Consider the following 19,603-nt stretch of genomic DNA (forward strand, 5'->3'; position numbering starts at 1 on the left):
CGCCTCGCGCCAAGTCGCGCGCGCAGAGGGTCCGGATCAGGCCGTCAGGGCAAGGCCGATGCCGAGAAGCCCCAGCACGAGACCGCCCTGGAGCCAGCAGGCCGTTCGGTACAGCGCCAGCGCCCGGGCGATGTCGTCCGGCGTGGCCTCGGCCCGGCCGTCGCCCATATGGGCGTCGGGGACGAGGGCGCCGTCGTAGACCCGCGGTCCCGCGAGCCGCAGGCCGAGGGCGCCGGCCATCGCCGCCTCCGGCCAGCCGGCATTCGGCGAGCGGTGGCGGCTGGCGTCGCGGGCCATGGCCCGGAACGCGCCGCGGGCGTCGGCGCCGCGCAGGGCGGCCGCCCCGGCGATCAGCAGGCCGGCGAGCCGCGCGGCCGGCAGGTTCACCAGATCGTCGAGCCGGGCCGCCGCCCAGCCGAAGGCGGCGTAGCGCGGAGTCCGGTGGCCGATCATGCTGTCGGCGGTGTTGATTGCCTTGTAGAGCGCGCCGCCGGGGAGGCCGAGTCCGCCGATCCAGACGGCGGGCGCGACGATCCCGTCGGAGAAGTTCTCCGACAGGCTCTCGATGGCGGCGCGGCACACGGCCGGCGCATCGAGCCGTTCGGGGTCGCGCCCGACGATCATCGCCACCGCGCGGCGCCCGGCCTCCAGGCCGCCGGCGCGCAGGGCCCGTTCCACCGCGGCGACGTGGTCGTGCAGGCTGCGCTGCGCGGGCAGGCTGGCGCAGATCAGGCCGAGCAGCAGCCAGGCGGGGAGGGGGCCGGCGAGGCCCGCCAAAGCCGTGAGGCCGAGCGCCGGCAGCCCCACCGCGGTGAGCAGGAGCGCCAGGGCGAGGCAGCCCGCGGCCCGGCGCCGCCAGGCGCCGCCGCGGTTGAGGCCGCGCTCCAGGGCGGCGATCAGCCGGCCGATCCAGGTGACAGGGTGGCCGATGGCCTTGTAGAGCGCGTCCGGGTAGCCGGCCGCCGCCTCGATCCCGAGGGCGAGGGCGAGGATGGCGAGCGTGTCGGCAAACGTACCGGGCAGATGGACCATTCGGAGTGGAACGTTCTCGCGCGTGAGCCCGCCCCGATCGCCCATGGCGGCGATCTCGGCGCGCTGCGGCTGGCCTTTCCCGACGCGCCGGAACCGTGGCTCGACCTCTCGACGGGGATCAACCCGGTCCCCTATCCCGTGCCGCCGATGGAGGCCAGCGCCTGGACGCGGCTGCCCGAAGCCGCCGAGGTCCAGGCCCTCCGAGAGGCCGCCGCCGCTTCCTACGGCGCCCCCGGTGCCGGTCACGTCGTGGCCGCCCCCGGCACCCAGATCCTGATCGAGACCCTGCCCCGGCTCCTGGCCCCAACCCGGGTCGCGGTCCTCGGGCCCACCTATGCCGAGCATGCCGCCGCCTGGGCCCGGGCCGGGCACGCGGTGGCGGAGATCTCCGGCCCCGAAGCGGTCGGCGATGCCCGGGTCGTTGTGATCGTCGATCCCAACAATCCGGACGGGCGGACCCATCCGCTGGCGGCGCGCCGCGCCCTGGCCGCGGCGCTCGGCGCCCGCGGCGGCCTGCTGGTGGCCGACGAGGCCTTCGCGGATCTCGAGCCGGTGGAGAGCCTGTGCCCGCATGCGGCGCCGGGCCTCGTGGTGCTGCGCTCCTTCGGCAAGACCTACGGGCTCGCGGGCCTGCGCCTGGGATTCGCCGTCGCCGATCCCGGGACGGCGGAGCGGATCGCCACGGCGCTCGGCCCCTGGGCGGTGTCCGGGCCGGCCCTGGCGATCGGAACGGCCGCCCTGTCGGATACGGCGTGGCGCGCGGAGGCCGCGCAGGCCCGGGCGGCGGATGCGGGCCGCCTCGACCGGATGATCGCCCGGGGCGGCGGAACCGTCGTCGGCGGCACGTGCCTGTTCCGGACCGCGGCGTTTCCCGACGGGCTGGACCTCTACCGGCGGCTCGCAGCGGCGGGGATCGCGGTGCGGCGCTTCGCCGAGCGCCCGGAGCGCCTCCGCTTCGGCCTGCCGGCCGGGAAGGCGGCGTGGTGCCGGCTGTCGCGGGTGCTCAAGTAGAGCGCCCCCCGGGCGGATGCGGATCGCGGGCCGCCACCAGCACGGCCAGCGCCGAGAAGGCGAACCCGACCGCGCAGACCCCCGCCCAACCGACCAGCAGGAAGGCCTGCGAGCCGGCATAGGCACCGAGCGCCCCGAACACGAACAGGGTCGTGAACAGCACGGTGTTGATCCGCCCCCGCGCCCCTGGGACCAGGGCGTAGGCCCGGGTCTGATTGGCGATGAGCGCGCCGTTGATGCCGATGTCGATGAGCAGGACGCCGAGCGCCACTGCGACGAGCGACCACGTGCCCGCCCAGAGCACCACGAAGGACAGGGCGACCAGGAGGCTGCCGCCGAGCACCACGGGCTTGGCCCCCCGCCGGTCGGTGAAGCGGCCCGACAGGGGTGCCACGAAGGCCCCGCAGACGCCGATCACCCCGAACAGCCCCGCCCCGGCGGCCGAGAGCCCGAAGGGCGGCCCCTCCACCAGCAGCGCCAGGGTCGCCCAGAAGGCGTTGAAGGCGGCAAACAGCAGCGCCTGCGACAGGCTCGCCGTGCGCAGCACCGGCTGGGTCCGGGCGAGGTCGAGGATCGACAGCATCAGGGCGCGGTAGCGCAGGGGATGGGTCTGCACCGTCTGGGGCAGGGTCGCCCGGGCGATGCCCGCCATGACCAGCGCCAGCAGGGCCGCGACCAGGAAGACCGGCCGCCAGCCGAGATGCGCCCCCAGGAACCCGCTCGCCGTGCGGGCGAGCAGGATGCCGGTGAGCAGCCCGGTCATCACCTGGCCGACGACCCGCCCGCGGCTCGCATCCGGCGCGAGCTCGGCCGCGAACGGCACCGCCTGCTGGGCGGCGCAGGCGAACACGCCGACGACGAGATGGGCGAGGGCGAGGCTCGCGAGGTTGGGCGCCAGCCCCACCGCGAGGAGCGCCAGGGCGAGGCCGAGGCACTGCCACACGATCAGCGCGCGCCGCGGCAGCGCGTCGCCGAGGGGCACGAGCCCGACGATGCCGAGCCCGTAACCCACGAGCGCCGTGGTCGGCACCCAGAGGGCGGCGCGGTCGCCGAACTCGGCCACGATCAGGCCGAGCAGAGGCTGGTTGTAGTAGATGTTGGCCACCGCCCCACCGGCGATCAGCGTCAGGCCGAGACGGGCTTTCGCGTCGAGCATCGGCGTCACGGCTGGGTCGAGGGCAGGCAGGTACGCCGCCGCGGAAGGGCCATGGTCGGGTCCGGGTCTCGGGGAGGGCATTCGATCCGTCAGCGATACGGGCCCAGCGCGCCGGCCGGCAAGCTGCGGCGATGCATCCCTGCCGGCACGCCCCGCGCCCCTTCACGGCCGCCGCCGTCGCACCATATGCGATCGACAGGGCCGGCGCCGGTGGCGCACGATCGGGTGCCGCACAACACGAAGGCCGGGCGTCGAGCCGATCACGGTTCCGCACCGGACGACGAACGAGAGGGCGGTTCGTTCCGTGCGACCGCAGCAGGAACCGCCGCAACAGGGAGTACGGGATGCCGAACTACCGCGTCGACTTCGCCAAGGAAATCCTCGGAGTGCCGTTCACGATCGGCTCCGTCGAGATCACCCGGGCCCGCGATCCCGAACGCGCCCGCCGCGCGGCCGAACTCCGCTTCGCCCGCCAGCACGGCGTCGGCGACTGGCGCGAGCGGGCCGACCTCGCCACCGTGGCCGAGCGGCTCTGATTCGCCCGGCCCCGGTCCGTCACACGACCTTCGTGCCGGACCGGCACGCTCGATCTTCGCACCCGGCGGACGCTCAAGCTCTGGTCGCAGCGCCCGCACCGCCGTAGAATGGCCGGCAGGATCGGGATGCCGATCCGGCCTCCCCGGCGGGGGCCGGCGGCACGCGTATCCGGGTGCGCCCGCGTCCGAACGGCGAATCGGCGCCGGGGAGCGGGACGCGCTTCGAGTCCGGGCCGACGGGAGCCAGTGCGAGGGTCATGGCGGCGATCTCCTTCTTCGGCGACCTGCTTCAGACCATCAGCGAGCGCGGCCGCGACCTGATCGGCATCGGGCGCGGCGACCTGGCCTCCCGGGCGAGCGCGGGCGACCTCGTCAAGCTGTGCGAGGATCTGATCTCCCGGCGGGGCGAGGCCTCGGGGGTGGCGCTGGCCCGCCTGATCCTCGACCGCTACGCGAGCTTCGGCCAGGCGGAGCGCCACGCCTTCCTCCGGGCCATCGCCCTCGACTTCGACGCGGACCATGCCGCCGTGGACGCGGCGATCGCCGCCTACCGGGCCGCCCCGACCCGGGCGCGGCTCGGCAGCCTGCACGACGCGGCCGAGCCGCGCAGCCAGGAGTTGATCCGCCGCCTCAACCTCGCCCGGGGCGGCACGCTGAGCCTCGTGCGGATGCGCGAGGACCTGTTCGACCTGCGCCGGACGCTCCGCTCCGGCGAGGATTCGGATCCCGACCTGCTGGACGCGGTCGACAGCCTGGATTGCGATTTCGAGCACCTGTTCGCCTCGTGGTTCAACCGCGGCTTCCTGGTGCTGCGCCACGTCGACTGGACCACGCCGGCGCATATCCTGGAGAAGATCATCCGCTACGAGGCGGTGCACGCCATCTCCGGCTGGGACGACCTGCGCGCCCGGATCGAGCCGCCGGACCGGCGCTGCTTCGCGTTCTTCCACCCGGCGCTGGCCGACGAGCCGCTGATCTTCGTGGAGGTGGCGCTCACCGACCAGATCGTGCCGGCCATCGCGCCGATCCTGTCGCGGGAGCGCAAGCCGCTGCAGCCGCAGGCGGCCAACACGGCGGTGTTTTACTCGATCTCGAACTGCCAGAAGGGCCTGGCCGGGGTCACCTTCGGCAATTTCCTGATCAAGCAGGTGGTCGAGGATCTCACCCGCGAGGTCCCGACGCTCAAGACCTTCGTGACGCTGTCGCCGGTGCCGGGCTTTTCCGCGTGGCTCGCCCGGGAGCGCCGGGCCGACAGCCCGCAGGGTCTCCTGCCCGAGGACGTCGAGACCCTGCGGGCGCTGGACGATCCGGACTGGGCCGCCGACAAGACCCGGGTCGAGGCGGTGCGCAAGGCGCTGATCCCGGCGGCGGCGGCCTATTTCCTGCGCGCCAAGAACGAGCGCGGGCGCCCCCTCGACCCGGTGGCCCGGTTCCACCTCGGCAACGGCGCGCGCCTCGACCGGATCAATTTCCTCGGCGACACCTCGCAGAAGGGCCTGTCCCAGGCCCACGGCCTGATGGTGAACTACCTCTACGACCTCGCCGCCATCGAGCGGAACCACGAGACCTACGCCAATCTCGGCACGGTGGTGGCATCCCCGGCGGTGAGCCGGGAGTTGCGCGCCAAGCTGCCGCCCCCGCGCGCCGTGGTGCTGGCCGAGGCGTGAGCCGGGGGCGCCTTCTGTCATCGCGGCAGCGGCTCGCCGCCTGAAAGGGCTCGCCGGGAGGCCCCTGAGGCGGCTATGGGTGCGGGCGACACGAAGGCCCGCGACAATTCAAGCCGCCCGATGACCAACCACCTCTTCTCCCTGATTCGGGACGGCGTACCCGATCCCGCCAAGCCGGTGATCGAGACGCCGGAGGGCCGCCGATACACCTACGCGGACCTGATCGCCCGCGCCGGCGCCTATGCGGCGGCCCTGCGGGCGGCGGGCGTCGCGCCCGGCGACCGGGTGGCCGTGCAGGTTGAGAAGAGCCCGGAGGTCATTTTTCTCTACCTGGGTGTGGTCCGGGCCGGCGCCGTGTTCCTGCCGCTCAACACCGCCTACACCCCGGCCGAGATCGGCTACTTCCTGGGCGACGCGGAGCCGGCCGTGTTCGTCTGCGACCCCGGCCGGCGCGACGCGCTCGCCGAGGCGGCGTCCGGTGTCCGCCAGGTCTGGACCCTCGACGCCGCCGGCGGCGGCAGCGCCGCCGAGGCGGCGGACCGGGCGGGGGCGGCGGGCCGCGACTTCGCCGACGTGCCCCGGGGCCCGGAGGATCTCGCGGCGATCCTCTACACCTCCGGCACGACCGGGCGCTCCAAGGGCGCCATGCTGACCCACGACAACCTCGCGTCGAACGCCCGGACGCTGGTGGAGTCCTGGCGCTTCACCGCCGACGACGTGCTGATCCATGCCCTGCCGGTGTTCCACACCCACGGGCTGTTCGTGGCGACCAACACCGTGCTGGCGAGCGGCGGCGCGATGCTGTTCCTGCCCCGGCTCGACCCGAAGCTGATCCTGACTCTGATGCCCCGGGCCACCGTCCTGATGGGCGTGCCGACCTTCTACACGCGCCTCCTGAAGGAGCCGGGCCTCACGCCCGAGGCCGCCGCGGGCATGCGCCTGTTCGTGTCGGGCTCGGCGCCGCTGCTCGCCGAGACCCACCGGGAGTGGCAGGCCCGCACCGGCCACGCCATCCTCGAGCGCTACGGCATGACCGAGACCAACATGAGCACCTCGAACCCCTACGCGGGCGACCGGGTCGCCGGCACGGTCGGGTTCCCGCTGCCGGGCGTGTCCCTGCGGGTGGTCGATCCGGAGGGGGGCGCGATCCTCGGTCCTGACGCGGTCGGGATGATCGAGGTGAAGGGCCCGAACGTGTTCCAGGGCTACTGGCGGATGCCCGAGAAGACCGCCGCCGAGTTCCGGGCCGACGGGTTCTTCATCACCGGCGATCTCGGCAAGGTCGATCCACAGGGCTACGTCCACATCGTCGGGCGCGGCAAGGACCTGATCATCTCGGGGGGCTTCAACGTCTACCCGAAGGAGGTCGAGACCGAGATCGATGCCCTGCCTGGCGTGGTCGAATCCGCGGTGATCGGTTTGGGCCATCCCGATTTCGGCGAGGCGGTCACCGCCGTGGTGGTGGGCGGCCCGGGATGCCCGGACGAGGCCGGGGTGCAGGCCGCCCTGGAGAGTCGGCTCGCCCGCTTCAAATGCCCCAAGCGCGTCCTGTTCGTGGACGAGTTGCCGCGCAACACCATGGGCAAGGTTCAGAAGAACCTGCTCCGGGAGGCGTATGCGGGGCTGTACAGGGACTGATTGAGGCTCCCGGTTCGGTCCCCGGTGCGAAAGAATACCTCTGCCATCTTCGCGAGCGCAGTGACCCAGGGTCACTGCGCCCGCACCTGATAACGGTGCGGGTACGGCTTGCGCCGTAACCCGGTTCAGAGGTTGTGCTGCGTCCGCTCGCCCTCCGGCGGCGTGTGGTCGTCCGGATCGGTCACCTTGCGGGCGGCGGCGTTGAGATTGTCCGGGTCGAGGGCGGTCTGGACGAACTCGCGGCCGATACTGGTCACCTCGCGGGCGTAGCGCAGGCCCTGGTCGCGCACTTCGTCGGCCCAGGGGCCGATGCTCCGGTCCTCCTGGCGGGTGCGCGGCAGCAGCGCACCGAGCAGCAGGCCGGCCGCGACGCCGACCACCCCGACGAGGAGCGGGTTGTCGTCCACGAATCGTTCCACGGCGGTACGGCCGCGCTGGAGGCCGTCGATCCCCTGGCTGGTCAGGTCGTCGAGCGCCCGCAGGTTGCGCCTGTGGAGTGCGCCCGCCCGCTCGCGCACGTCGTCGTAGGCCGCCGAGGCGCGTTCGCGGGCCTGATCGGCGGCGCCGCCCAGACGGCCGTTGAGGTCGTCGGCGAGGTCCGACACGGTCCGGCCCGCCTGTCCCGCGAGGTCGGCGGCCTTATCACCCGCCGCCTGGACGCCTTCCTTCACCGTGGCGGACGCCGCGTCCGCGTGCGCGGACGTCGTGGAGCCGCCGCTCGCATAGCCGCCGCTCGAGAGCGGCGCGGCGCCATGCGGCATCGGATCGTGCAAGCCGCGCGGGTCGGGCCGAAGGGTGAAGTCACCCGCCGCCGTGCCCGGCGCTCCGGGATCGCCGAGGCCGGCCGGATCCGGGCGGAGGCTCCTGTCGCTGGTTCCGTGCGGCATGCCCGCCTCGGCGGCGATCTGCTCGGGGGTGCGGGAGGGGGTGGCGGGGGTGCCCGGCTTGTCGGTCATGGCGCTGTCCTCGGATGTCCTCTCGGCGGCGCGCGGTTGTCCGCGGGCGGCGCCGTTCGTTCCGGCCGCTCGGCCGGCCTCGGGTCGTTCGTGTCCGGTCCTGCCGGGGTGTCAGATCTCGGTCTTGTCCAGGGGATCGCGCGCCGGGCGCGCGGTCGGGAGATCGGGGTCGTAGCCGCGCGCCGTGCCGGTGTTCAGGGCGGCCACGCGTTCGGCCGAGACCTCCGTCCGCCGGCGCTGGGCGTCGCGCGCCATCCGGTTGACCAGCAGGCCCACGCCGGCCGCGATCAGCAGCACCGGCACGGGGTTGCGCCGCACCGCGTCCAGCGCGCTGTCGTAGGTGCTGTTCAGGGCCGGCACGCGCCGGGCATTGCCCAGCATCTCGTCCACGAGGTTCGGCACCGAGAGCCGGCCCTGGATGCGGTCGATCGTGTCGTCGAGCCGGGCGCGGCTCTCCTCGATCTCCTTCTCGAGGTCGTTCATCGTACTCATCCGGACACGCGCTCCGACAGGGCCTGGGCATCCTGGCGGACCTGACGCGTCGTGCGCGTCGGGGCCAGGGTCGAGAGGGAGAGGACGCTGCGCGCCCACAGGGCCATGCCGAGGGCGAGGGCCAGCAGCACGCCGCCGACGATCAGGGCGGAGAGCCACTCCGATCCGACGATGGTGGCGAGCCACTTCACGAAGGCCCCGATCAGGACCAGCAGGGCGACCACGGCGAACACCGCCGAGCCGACCATGCAGGCGAGGCCGACGATGAGCTGGCGAACGTTGCCAGCCATCTCGGCCCGGAACAGGGCGATCTCCTTGCGGGCGAGCTCGTTGGTCTCGCGCAGGGCATCGCCGATCAGGCTCTGGATGCTGGAGGCGCCGGTCTGGCGCGGATCTGGACCCTGGGCCATGGCGTCAGGCCCGGAAGCTGTCGCGGGCGTCGCCGTCCGACGCCTCCGGCGGCAGGCTCGACGACTTGATGAAGCGGGCGGCGATCAGGCCGGCCACGAAGGTGCCCACCGCCACCGCCACCGGCGCCCGCCGGGCGAAGGATTCAGCCTCGCTATAGAAATCGCCGAGGCTGCGTCGCTCGATCTGCGAGCCGAGCTGCTCCAGCCCGTCGGCGGCGTTGTCGAAGAAGGCGCGCACGTTCGGCTTGTCGCCGAGGTCGCGGCCGGAATTGCGGATCGTCTGCGCCAGATCGTGGACCGACTGCGCGGCGTCGCTCTTGCGCTGCTCGACATAGGTCTGCGCCTGGACCCGGGCTGCGTCCAGGAGACCGCGCCCGCGCTCGGCCGCCACGTCGGCCAGCCCCTCGACGTCACCCTGCAGGGCACGCCACTGGGCGCGCTCCGGGGTCGCCCCGTGGGGTGCCTCCTGGGACGGCTCGTGGGGCGGATCCTTCAGCGGATCCTTGGGCGCGTTCTGCGGGAACTCAGTGCCGGCCATCTCGAAAACACTCCTCGCGACGCGGGGACGCCGCCGCTCGCGGCGACCGCGGCCCCCGCGATGGCTGAGTAACCGACTGGGCTGTGACCGGTTCCGGTGCCACGTGCAGGCCGGACCGATGCCCGTTCCGGACGCGACTCGCGGCGCCGCTCAGTCCGCGTTCAGGCACGGTCTGGCAGAACCGCCACGCTTCGACAACGGGGACCCGAGGGGCCGTCACCGCCGCGCACGCGGTCGGCCCGGCGGGAAAGGCCTCGACGGGAACGACATGGTGCCAGGACGGAGCGGCCGCCCTGTCCCGGAACGGCACGGGCTCGACTTGACCCGCGCCCGGCTTCACGCTTGGGTTGCCCCAAGACCATCAAAGGATCGCGCAGGCCCCCCGCGCGTTCTGACCATCACGAAGTCTCGATGCAGGCGCGGCAAGGCCCTTGACTTGACCCGCGCCCCTGATCCGGAGCCGACCCGCGTGGCACGCCTTGTGATCGTATCGAACCGCGTCGCCGTCCCGGAGGAGGGCGGCAAGGCGGTCGCGGCGGGGGGCCTGGCGGTCGCCGTCAAGGAGGCGTTCACCGCCTACGAGGGCCTGTGGTTCGGCTGGAGCGGCACGATCGCGGAGGAGCCCTCCGAGGAGCCGACCCTGATCGACCGGGGCCGCGTCCAGTACGCCGTGGTCGACCTCTCGCCGCAGGACCACCTGGAATATTACGCCGGCTTCGCGAATCGTGCCCTATGGCCGATCATGCATTACCGGCTGGGGCTGGGCGCCTTCTCGCGCTCGGACTATGCCGGCTATTGCCGCGTGAACCGCACCTTCGCCCGGGCGCTGGCCAAACTGGTCGAGCCCGACGACATCATCTGGGTCCACGATTACCATCTGCTGCCGCTGGCCGCCGAGTTGCGCGGCCTCGGGCTCGACAACCCGATCGGCTATTTCCACCACATCCCGTGGCCGGCCGCCGACGTGTTCAACTCGCTGCCGGCGAGCACCGAATTGCTGCGCGCCATCGTCGATTACGACCTGATCGGCCTGCAGACCGAGGCGGATGTCCAGAACCTCCAGCGCAACCTCGTCGACACGCAGCGGGCGATTCCCCTGGGCGGCGGCTCGCTGATGGTCGACGGGCGCCGGACCCGGATCCGCGCCTTCCCGATCGGCATCGACGTCGCGGGCTTCAAGGACGCCGCCGAGAAAGCGGGGTCCAACAAGGTGGTGCGCGAGACCATGGCGGGCCTGCGCACCCGCAAGCTGCTGATCGGCGTCGACCGGCTCGACTATTCCAAGGGCGTGCCGGAGCGGATGGAGGCGGTGGAGAGCTTCTTCGCCTCCAATCCCGACCAGCGTGGCAACGTCACCTACATCCAGATCACGCCGAAATCCCGCAGCGAGGTGCCGGAATACGAGCAGCTCGCCCGGGACGTGAACGAGAAGGTCGGCGAGATCAACGGCGCGCTCGGCGATCCGGCCTGGACGCCGATCCAGTACATCACCAAGGCCTATCCGCGGCCGGTGCTGGCCGGGCTCTACCGGGCGGCCCGGGTCGGGCTGGTGACGCCCATGCGCGACGGCATGAACCTCGTGGCCAAGGAATACGTGGTCGCCCAGGCCGAGGACGATCCCGGCGTGCTGGTCCTGTCGAAATTCGCCGGCGCCGCCCGGCAATTGCCCGAGGCGCTGCTGGTCAATCCCTACGACCGGTTCGAGGTGGCGGAGGCGATCCGCGCGGCGCTCTACATGCCCAAGGCGGACCGGCTGGCGCGCTGGAAGCCGATGGTCGAGCGGATGACCCGCGAGGACGTCGATTGGTGGGCGCGCAACTTCCTGGCGGAACTCGAGAATTTCCGCACGGTCGAGCGCGAGCCGCCCACCGCCGCGGCGGCCGCCGAGTAGCCGGCGGTGGAACCGTCACTGTCCCGGGTTTTCAGAGGGATCATCCCATTGGCGGGCTCTCGGGGCAGAGCCCCGATGTCGGGCGTCGCCCGAACCCGGCAGGATTTTGCCCGGCACCCACAAAAGGTCGAAGACCTTTTGAGACCATGACGTTGCACGGCCCGTCTTCGACCGTCACCTTCACGCCCGGAACCCGCCCATGATCGCCGTCGACGACGGGGTCCCGGCGCCGCTCGGGGCGCATTTCGACGGGCGCGGGGTCAATTTCGCCCTGTTCTCCGAGCACGCCACCGCGGTCGACATCTGCCTGTTCGAGCCCGGGGAGCGGCACGAGACCCGCACCGTCCGGCTGCCCGGTCGGACCGACGACGTCTGGCACGGCTACCTGCGCGGTGTGCTGCCGGGGCAGCTCTACGGCTATCGGGTGCACGGCCCCTGGGAGCCGTCCGCCGGCCACCGCTTCAACCCGTCGAAGCTGGTGCTCGACCCCTACGCACGGGAGATCCGCGGCCGGATCCGCTGGCACGACGCCCTCTACGGGCACCGCAGGGGCGGTGAGAGCCGGCGCGAGGACCGGATCGACCGGCGCGACAGCGCGCTCTACATGCCGAAATGCGTGGTCACCGCCCCCGAGGTGCCCGACCTCGCCCTCACACCCGTGCGCCGGCCGCTCGCCGAGACGGTGGTGTACGAGGCGCACGTCAAGGCGCTGACCCGCACCCATCCGGCCATCCCCGAGGCCGAGCGCGGCACCTACGCGGCGCTCGCCCACCCGGCGATCATCGAGCACCTCGTCAAGCTCGGCATCACCGCCCTGGAGCTGCTGCCGATCCAGGGCTTCGCGGACGACCGCTTCCTGGTCGAGCGGGGCCTCGTCAATTTCTGGGGCTATCAACCGGTGAGCTATTTCGCCCCGGATCCGCGCTACCTGGGGGAGGGCGGGCCCGGCAGCCTGAAGGCGGCGATCCGCGAGCTGAACGCCGCCGGGATCGAGACCTGGCTCGACGTGGTCTACAACCACACCGCCGAGGGCGACCATACCGGGCCGACCCTGGCGTTCCGCGGCATCGACAATGCCAGCTACTACAAGCTCGACCCGGCCGATCCACGCCGCACCATCGACTGCACCGGCTGCGGCAACACCCTCGACGTGAGCCACCCGCGGGTAATGCAGCTGGTGCTGGATTCCCTGCGCCACTGGGTGAGCGCCTACGGCATCGCGGGCTTCCGCTTCGACCTCGCCTCAAGCCTCGGGCGCGCGCCCCTGGCCTTCACCCCGGAGGCGGCCTTCTTCCAGGCGGTGGCGCAGGATCCGGTGCTTGCGCGGGTCAAGATGGTGGCTGAGCCCTGGGATATCGGGGAGGGGGGCTATCAGCTCGGCGGCTATCCGCGCGGCTGGAGCGAATGGAACGACAAGTTCCGCGACGCCATGCGGGGCTTCTGGAAGGGCGATTCCGGCACGCTGGCCAAGGTCACCCAGGGGCTGACCGGCTCGCGCGAGGTGTTCGCGCCGTCCCGGCGCTCGCCGCTGGCCAGCGTCAATTTCATCGCGAGCCACGACGGCTACACCCTCGCCGACACGGTGGCCTACGAGGAGAAGCACAACGCGGCCAACGGCGAGGACAACCGCGACGGCCATAACCACAACGTCAGCCGCAATTACGGCGTCGAGGGCGACACCGACGACCCGGATATCCTGGCCCTGCGCGCCCGCCAGAAGCGCAACATGCTGGCCACCGTGATGCTGGCCCAGGGCGTGCCGATGCTGCTGATGGGCGACGAGCGCTCGCGCAGCCAGGGCGGCAACAACAACGCCTATGCCCAGGACAACCCGACGAGCTGGATGGATTGGAGCACCGATCCGGACCCACACCTCACGGAGTTCGTCGCCAACCTGCTGGCGCTGCGCCGGGCTCAGGCAGCCCTGCGGCGGCGGCGCTTCTTCACCGGCGCGCTGATCGACCGGGGCGAGCCCCTGCGCGACGTGCATTGGCTCGCCCCCGAGGGCACCGAGATGGGGGACCGCCACTGGTCCGACGACGGGCTCCAGGTCTTCGGCATGCAGATCGGCAACGACGGCGAGCCGGGCGACCGCCTGCTGATGCTGTTCAACGCCGGGGCGGGGGCCTGCGACTTCCACCTGGCCCAGGTGGTCGGCGGCCCGTGGAGCCCGGTCTTCGACACGGGGACGGCCACCGGCGCGGTCCCGCCGGATGCTCCGTCCTACGCGGCCGGCGCCGCCGTGCCGCTGCCCGGCCGCACGGTCCTGGTTCTCACGGCGGCAGGCGTAGGGGCGGGCGCGCGGAGCGGGTGGGTGCCGGGGGGTTGAGGGCGGGTTCGACCGCATGATCCCGACCGGATGAGCGGCGAAATCTCCCGTCCTGAGCCTGGCTGCGCGTCGGCGGGGTCCGTTCGGCGATCCTCCGGGGGAACCCGGCAAAGCTTCAGACGCTCCGGCGCGTTTCCGACCACGCGCGGGGGTGTCGGTCGGATCGGGCGCGCCGAACCGTCGAGTCGGGGCGGATCCGGCGACGGAGCCTCATCCCGCCAGCACCCGCGCCACCTCGGCCTTCAGCACAGGCAGCAGCTCCGCCTCGAACCAGGGCTCGCGCTTGAGCCAGCCGTTGTTGCGCCAGGACGGGTGGGGCAGGGGCAGGATCCGGGGGCGGCGCGGCGCGGACAGGATCGACCGCCAGCGCCGGACCGTGCCGGTCAATCCGCCCTCCGGCTTTCCCAGGTGCCATCCTTGCGCGTACTGGCCGATCACCAGGATCAGGTCGAGCTCCGGCAGGCCGGAGAACAGCTCCGCCCGCCAGCGCTCGGCGCATTCCCGGCGCGGCGGCCGGTCGCCGCCCTTGGCGTCGAGGCCGGGGAAGCAAGCGCCCATCGGCACGATGGCGACCTTCGCGGGATCGTAGAACTGCGCCTCGTCCAGGCCGAGCCAGGCGCGCAGCCGAACCCCCGACGGGTCCATGAAGGGCAGGCCGGTGCGATGGGCCCGGGTGCCCGGGGCCTGGCTTGCCACGCAGAGGCGGGCGCCGGTGCTGCCCTGCACGATCGGCCGGGGCTCCTGGGGCAGGGGCGGCCCGTAGAGCGGGCTGTCCCGGCAGAGGCGGCAGGCACGCAGGCGGGTCGCGGTGTCTTCGAAGGCGGGCATCGCCCGGAGATGGCGCGGTGCCGCGCAAAAAAGAAACGGCGCGGTGTTGCGCCGCGCCGTCTTCAGTCGGGTCTCTTGCCTTGGGGGAAGGCCCAAACGTTTTACGCCGCCCGAAGCCGCCGGACGGTGCGATTCCTCACGCGCCCTTCACGCCCGACAGGTCGAGGGGCAGCGCGCGCAGGCGTTGGCCGGTGGCGGCGAAGACCGCGTTGGCGATCGCCGGACCCAAAACGGGCACGCCCGGCTCGCCGATCCCGGTGGGCGCCACCTGGCTCGGCACGATGTGCACCTCGACCTTGGGCATCTCGCTCATCCGGGTGGGCGCGTAGGCGTCGAAATTGCGCTCCTGCACCCGGCCCTCCTTCAGGGTGATGCGGTTGCGCAGGACCGACGACAGGGCGAAGCCGACCGCGCCCTCGACCTGCGCGCGGATCACATCCGGGTTGACCGGCACGCCGACATCCACCGCCGCCACGATCCGGTTGACCCGGATCCCGGCCTCCTGCGCGCTGACGTCGGCCACCATGGCGACGTAGGAGCCGAAGGATTCGTGGACCGCGACCCCGAGGCCGCGGCCCTTCGCCCCAGGCTTCTCCGTCCAGCCGGCCTTGTCGGCGGCGAGCCGGAGCACGCCGGCGAGCCGCGGCGCCTGGGCGAGCAGCGACAGCCGGTAGGCCACCGGATCGACGTTCGCGGCGTGGGCCAGCTCGTCGATCATCACCTCCATCACGTGGGCCGTGTGGCTGTGGCCGACCGAGCGCCACCACAGGACCGGCACGCCCTCGCGGCCGTTATGGACGCCGAACCGGTAGGCCGGCAGCGCGTAGGGGGTGTCGGAGGCGCCCTCCACGGTGGTCGAATCGATGCCGTTCTTGACGATCATCGCCTCGAAGGGCGAGCCGATCATGATCGACTTTCCGACCATGACGTGGTCCCAGCCGACCACCGCGCCCTTGGCGTCGATGCCGGCCCGGACCCGGTGCAGCACGGTCGGGCGGTAGTAGCCGCCGGCCATGTCGTCCTCGCGGGTCCAGACGAGGTGGACCGGGGCCTTCTCGCCATAAGCCTTCAGGACCGTGGCGGCCTCCGCGAGGTAATCGGCGGTGGGGGTCGCCCGGCGGCCGAAGGAGCCGCCGGCCCAGTTGCTGTGCAGCCGCACCCGGTCGGGCGTCACCCCGAGGATCGCCGCCATGGTGGCCTGCTCGATCGTCTGGAACTGGAAGCCCGCGTAGACGTCGTAGCCGCCGTCGTCCGCCTTTTCGATCGTGGCGTTCAGGGGCTCCATCGCCGCGTGGGCGAGGTAGGGGAAGGTGAACTCGGCCTCGATCACCGTGGCGGCCGCCTTGAGCGCCGCCTGCGGGTCGCCGCGCTCGGAGGCCGTCAGGCCGGGGCCCTTGGCACGCTCCCGGTACTCGGCGAGGATCGCCTCGGACGAGCGGGTCTCGGCGGTGCTCTCGTCCCAGGTGATCGTGAGGGCCTCGCGGCCCTTCATGGCCGCCCAGGTGTCGCGGGCGATCACCGCCACGCCGGTCGGCACCTGCACCACGGCGAGCACCCCGGCGACCTTGCGGGCGGCCGTCGCGTCGAAGGCCTTCACGGTGGCGCCGAAGCGCGGGGCGCGGGCCACCAGGGCGGTCACTTGGTCGGGGCGGCGGATATCCAGGGAGTAGGTGGCCGTGCCGTCGGTCTTGGCCACGGAATCGAGGCGCGGGATCGTCTGGCCGATCAGCCGCCATTCGCTCGGATCCTTGAGCCGCGGCTCCGAAGGCACCGGCAGGGAGGCCGCCGAGGCCGCGAGCTCGCCGAACCGGGCCTGCCGGCCGGACGGCGCGTGGCTGACGACGCCCTTCTCGACCGTGATCTGCGCGACCGGAACCTTCCAGCGGTAGGCGGCCTCGGCCATCAGCATCTCGCGGGCGGCGGCACCGGCCTTGCGCAGCTGGAACCAGGAATTGGCCACCGCGGTGGAGCCGCCGGTGCCCTGGATCGGGCCCATCAGGCTGTTGTTGTAGAGCGTCGCGTCGGCGGGCGCGAACGCGGTGCGGACATTCTTCCAGTCGGCGCCGAGTTCGTCGGCCAGGATCGTGGCGAGGCCGGTGGTGTTCCCCTGGCCCATGTCGAGATGCTTGATCACCACCGTGACGGTGTCGTCCGGCGCGATCCGCACGAAGGCGTTGGGCTGCGCCTTGACGTCGGCGAGGTTCGGGCCGGCGGCGGCGCGGGCGGATTTGGGGTCGAGCCGGAACGCCACCACGAGGGCGCCGGCCCCCGCGAGGAGGCCGCGGCGGCTGGGTCGGGGGGCGGGCAGGCGGCTCGGTCGACGGGCGTTCAGCATGGCGGCGAGGCTCCGGTCAGGACCGCTGGGAGGGGCCGATCAGGGCGAGATCAGGCGAGGCTTCGGGCAGCCTCGTGGATCGCCGCCCGGATCCGCTGGTAGGTGCCGCAGCGGCAGATGTTGCCGTCCATGGCACCGTCGATATCGGCGTCGTTGGGCTTTGCGTTGCCGGACAGGAGGCCGATCGCCGACATGATCTGGCCGGACTGGCAGTAGCCGCACTGGACAACGTCCAGCTTTCGCCATGCCGCCTGGACCGCCTCGGCGACCCGGCCCGACACGCCCTCGATGGTCGTGATCTGCGCGGCACCGACATCGCCCAGCCGTGTCTGGCAGGAGCGAACCGGCTGGCCGTCGAGATGGACCGTGCAGGCGCCGCATTGGGCAATGCCGCAGCCGTATTTCGTGCCGGTGGCGTCGAGCCGGTCGCGCAGGACCCAGAGCAGCGGCATGTCGGGGTCGGCGTCGATCAGGTGTGCGACGCCGTTGACGGTGAGTTTCGGCATGGTCGACACCCTCTCATCGGCGCTGGACGCCGCGGCGTCCGGATTGCGCGCCGCGCGGCACGCTGGGAGCCATGCGCGACGCTAGCGATCGTCACGGCCTGCACGCTGTGCGCCAGCGCACGTCGGGCCGGATGTCCGGCGGTCGCGTCCAGGCCGGAATCCTTAAGATCCGAGCGATGGCGGCAGGTGCTTCTTAACATATCCGCCGCATTCTCGGCGAGCGAATCCCGGCCGGCACCGCCCTTCCCGAGTCTCACCACGCGCATGTCCGATCTCACCGTCGAGATGGTCCAGCGCGGTCGCGGCCCCTCGACGCAGGAGGCCGCCCGCCGCCTCGGGGTCGCCCGCGAGATCCGCTCGGCCCGCGAGAAGCTGACCTCGCAGACCGGCCTCGAACGGGCCTTCGATTACGAGCTGCTGCGCCACTATGCCGAGTACCGGGCCGGGGCCGGCCTCGCGCTGGCGCTGCTCGCGGCGGCGCTCGCCACGGCGGCGACGTTCTGGATCGCGCCGCCGGTCACCGCATCCTGGGCCCTGGCCGTGCTCGTGTTGATCGCGATCAACACCACGTTGAGCCGGCGCTTCCTGCAGGCCGACCCGGCGACGATCCCGCTGGCGCGCTGGCGCCGCCGCTTCCTGATCGGCGAGGTGCTGCAGAGCCTGTCGTGGTCGGCGATGATCGGGCTCGGCGCCACCGGCGGCTGGACCTTCGCGCTGTTCGGCCTCGTCATCGCCTCCGCGGTCACCACCATGCTGGCCGCGACGGTGCCGCTGGCGGCCGTCGCCGCCTTGGTACCGCTGGCGCTGGCCACCGCGTCGCTCGCCGCCTTCTTTCGCGAGATGGACGGGCTCCTCCTCGTCACGATGGCCGGCGGCGCGCAGCTGTTCTTCCTCAGCCTGTCCCGCCGCCTCTACACCTCGACGGTGGGGGCCCTGCGCTCCCGCGCCGAGAAGGACGCGGTGTTCGGCGAGCTGGAGCAGGCCAAGGCCAATTCCGACGAGGCCCGCCGCCGGGCCGAGGAGGCCAACCTCGCGAAGTCGCGGTTCCTGGCCACCATGAGCCACGAGCTGCGCACGCCGCTCAACGCCATCCTGGGCTTCTCGGAGGTGATGAAGAACGAGGTGTTCGGCATCCACACGGCGCCGTCCTACCGGGAATACTCCAACGACATCCACGACAGCGGCATGCACCTCCTCAACCTGATCAACGAGATCCTCGACCTGTCGCGGATCGAGGCGGGGCGCTACGAGCTCAACGAGGAGCCGGTGCAGCTCGCCTACGTGGTGGAGGAGTGCCGCCACATGATGGGTCTGCGCGCCAAGGCAAAGAACCAGACCTTCCACGGGCTGGTCGACGACGCCCTGCCGCGGCTCTGGGCGGACGAGCGGGCCTTGCGCCAGATCGTCCTCAACCTCCTGTCGAACGCCGTGAAGTTCACCCCCCCGGGCGGCGCGATCTGGCTGAAGGTCGGCTGGACCGCCTCGGGCGGGCAATACGTGTCGGTGAAGGATAGCGGCCCCGGCATCCCCGAGGACGAGCTCGGCACGGTCCTGTCGTCGTTCGGCCGCGGCTCCCTGGCGATCAAGACCGCCGAGCAGGGCTCCGGGCTCGGCCTGCCGATCGTGAAGGGTCTGGTGGAACTGCATGGCGGGCAGTTCCAGCTGTCCTCGAAACCCCGCGAGGGCACCGAGGTGGTGGTGACGCTGCCGGCCAGCCGGGTGATGGACACGATGCTGCCCCTCGACCTCGACCCGCAGTCCCCGGCGCCGGCCAAGGGCGCCCTGACCCGGGCGGCCTGACCCGCACGCCGGGGGACCGGTCTCAATCGAGCCCGCCCAGGGCGCAGACCCGGGCCCATTCGGCCTCGGTCACCGGCTGCACCGACAGGCGGGAATTGTTGACCAGGACCATGGCGGAGAGCGCCGGGTCGGCCTTGATCGCGTCCAGCGCCACGGGGCGGGGCATCGCCCGCACGGCCGCCAGGTCGACCATGCCGAAGCGGCCGGTCTCGTCGGTATGGTCGGGGTAGTAGGGGCGGATCACCGCGACGATGCCGACCACCGCCTTGCCCGCGTTCGAGTGATAGAAGAAGCCCTGCTCGCCGACCTGCATGGCCATCAGGTGCTTCTTGGCGAGATGGTTGCGCACGCCGTTCCAGTGCGTCCCGGCTGTCCCGGCCGCGACCTGCTGGTCCCACGACCAGGTCGCGGGCTCGGATTTGAACAGCCAGTGCGCCATCGCCGCGTGTCTCCAGGGCCCCGCCCGTCGCGGCGGCGG

General features: G+C 72.3%; 17 protein-coding genes. 7 read left to right on the forward strand and 10 right to left on the reverse strand.

Features of this window, described 5'->3' with window-relative positions; all coding sequences use genetic code 11:
* Window positions 1–36: 36 nt before the first annotated feature.
* The gene (cbiB, locus tag AC3IF1_RS16850) at window positions 37–1,032 is read right to left on the reverse strand and encodes an adenosylcobinamide-phosphate synthase CbiB (RefSeq protein ID WP_489218545.1); all 996 of its coding nucleotides are present in this window, start codon (window positions 1,030–1,032) and stop codon (window positions 37–39) included.
* Here cbiB and cobD point away from each other — a divergent pair.
* Window positions 1,024–2,043: a threonine-phosphate decarboxylase CobD gene (gene cobD / locus AC3IF1_RS16855; RefSeq protein ID WP_489218546.1), complete on the forward strand. Its 1,020-nt coding sequence runs from the start codon at window positions 1,024–1,026 to the stop codon at window positions 2,041–2,043. The two genes, cbiB and cobD, sit on opposite strands and share 9 nt — an antisense overlap.
* Here the strand turns inward: cobD and AC3IF1_RS16860 are convergent.
* Window positions 2,036–3,199, reverse strand: a complete 1,164-nt coding sequence (locus tag AC3IF1_RS16860) for an MFS transporter (protein WP_489218547.1) — start codon at window positions 3,197–3,199, stop codon at window positions 2,036–2,038. The genes cobD and AC3IF1_RS16860 overlap by 8 nt on opposite strands.
* Window positions 3,200–3,543: 344 nt before the next feature.
* Between AC3IF1_RS16860 and AC3IF1_RS16865 the strand changes: the two genes are divergently transcribed.
* The 3 genes from AC3IF1_RS16865 (at window position 3,544) to AC3IF1_RS16875 (ending at window position 7,040) form a co-directional block, all read left to right on the forward strand.
* Window positions 3,544–3,735 carry a hypothetical protein gene (locus AC3IF1_RS16865; RefSeq protein WP_192709409.1) on the forward strand — a complete coding sequence of 64 codons (192 nt, stop codon included), beginning with the start codon at window positions 3,544–3,546 and terminating at the stop codon, window positions 3,733–3,735.
* Window positions 3,736–3,992: 257 nt separating this feature from the next.
* Complete coding sequence (locus tag AC3IF1_RS16870) at window positions 3,993–5,402, forward strand: malonyl-CoA decarboxylase (RefSeq protein WP_489218550.1); 1,410 nt, start codon at window positions 3,993–3,995, stop codon at window positions 5,400–5,402.
* Between the two features lie 120 nt (window positions 5,403–5,522).
* Entirely contained in the window at window positions 5,523–7,040 is a 1,518-nt protein-coding gene (locus AC3IF1_RS16875; protein ID WP_489218551.1) for a malonate--CoA ligase, read from the forward strand.
* A 125-nt stretch (window positions 7,041–7,165) separates the two neighbouring features.
* Here the strand turns inward: AC3IF1_RS16875 and AC3IF1_RS16880 are convergent, their stop codons facing one another.
* From AC3IF1_RS16880 to AC3IF1_RS16895, 4 genes are all read right to left on the reverse strand, one after another.
* Complete coding sequence (locus tag AC3IF1_RS16880; protein WP_489218552.1) at window positions 7,166–7,996, reverse strand: hypothetical protein; 831 nt, start codon at window positions 7,994–7,996, stop codon at window positions 7,166–7,168.
* 111 nt (window positions 7,997–8,107) lie between these two features.
* Window positions 8,108–8,479, reverse strand: coding sequence for a DUF3618 domain-containing protein (locus AC3IF1_RS16885; protein ID WP_243966271.1), 372 nt, complete (start codon window positions 8,477–8,479; stop codon window positions 8,108–8,110).
* A 5-nt stretch (window positions 8,480–8,484) separates the two neighbouring features.
* Window positions 8,485–8,898 (reverse strand): phage holin family protein, encoded by a 414-nt coding sequence (locus tag AC3IF1_RS16890; protein WP_243966272.1) that lies wholly within the window; start codon window positions 8,896–8,898, stop codon window positions 8,485–8,487.
* Between the two features lie 4 nt (window positions 8,899–8,902).
* Window positions 8,903–9,436: a hypothetical protein gene (locus AC3IF1_RS16895; protein ID WP_489218553.1), complete on the reverse strand. Its 534-nt coding sequence runs from the start codon at window positions 9,434–9,436 to the stop codon at window positions 8,903–8,905.
* Window positions 9,437–9,905: 469 nt separating this feature from the next.
* Here AC3IF1_RS16895 and AC3IF1_RS16900 point away from each other — a divergent pair, with 469 nt between their 5' ends.
* Window positions 9,906–11,327: an alpha,alpha-trehalose-phosphate synthase (UDP-forming) gene (locus AC3IF1_RS16900; protein WP_243966276.1), complete on the forward strand. Its 1,422-nt coding sequence runs from the start codon at window positions 9,906–9,908 to the stop codon at window positions 11,325–11,327.
* Window positions 11,328–11,526: 199 nt separating this feature from the next.
* Window positions 11,527–13,656, forward strand: a complete 2,130-nt coding sequence (gene glgX / locus AC3IF1_RS16905; protein WP_489218554.1) for a glycogen debranching protein GlgX — start codon at window positions 11,527–11,529, stop codon at window positions 13,654–13,656.
* Window positions 13,657–13,866: 210 nt separating this feature from the next.
* Here glgX and AC3IF1_RS16910 read toward each other — a convergent pair whose 3' ends face one another.
* The 3 genes from AC3IF1_RS16910 to AC3IF1_RS16920 all read right to left on the reverse strand — a co-directional run bounded on the left by AC3IF1_RS16910 (window position 13,867) and on the right by AC3IF1_RS16920 (window position 17,325).
* Window positions 13,867–14,484: a uracil-DNA glycosylase family protein gene (locus AC3IF1_RS16910; protein WP_489218555.1), complete on the reverse strand. Its 618-nt coding sequence runs from the start codon at window positions 14,482–14,484 to the stop codon at window positions 13,867–13,869.
* Between the two features lie 136 nt (window positions 14,485–14,620).
* Window positions 14,621–16,819, reverse strand: coding sequence for a xanthine dehydrogenase family protein molybdopterin-binding subunit (locus AC3IF1_RS16915; RefSeq protein WP_489218556.1), 2,199 nt, complete (start codon window positions 16,817–16,819; stop codon window positions 14,621–14,623).
* 50 nt (window positions 16,820–16,869) lie between these two features.
* Window positions 16,870–17,325, reverse strand: coding sequence for a (2Fe-2S)-binding protein (locus AC3IF1_RS16920; protein WP_489218558.1), 456 nt, complete (start codon window positions 17,323–17,325; stop codon window positions 16,870–16,872).
* A gap of 264 nt (window positions 17,326–17,589) precedes the next feature.
* On the opposite strand from AC3IF1_RS16920, the gene AC3IF1_RS16925 reads away from it, so the two are divergent.
* A complete protein-coding gene (locus AC3IF1_RS16925; protein WP_489218559.1) occupies window positions 17,590–19,125 on the forward strand; it encodes a sensor histidine kinase in 1,536 nt (511 codons plus the stop codon).
* A gap of 22 nt (window positions 19,126–19,147) precedes the next feature.
* On the opposite strand, the gene AC3IF1_RS16930 is transcribed toward AC3IF1_RS16925, so the two are convergent.
* Window positions 19,148–19,564, reverse strand: coding sequence for an EVE domain-containing protein (locus AC3IF1_RS16930; RefSeq protein ID WP_243973719.1), 417 nt, complete (start codon window positions 19,562–19,564; stop codon window positions 19,148–19,150).
* Window positions 19,565–19,603 lie beyond the last annotated feature (39 nt).

It is taken from the genome of Methylobacterium sp. E-012, assembly GCF_057836545.1.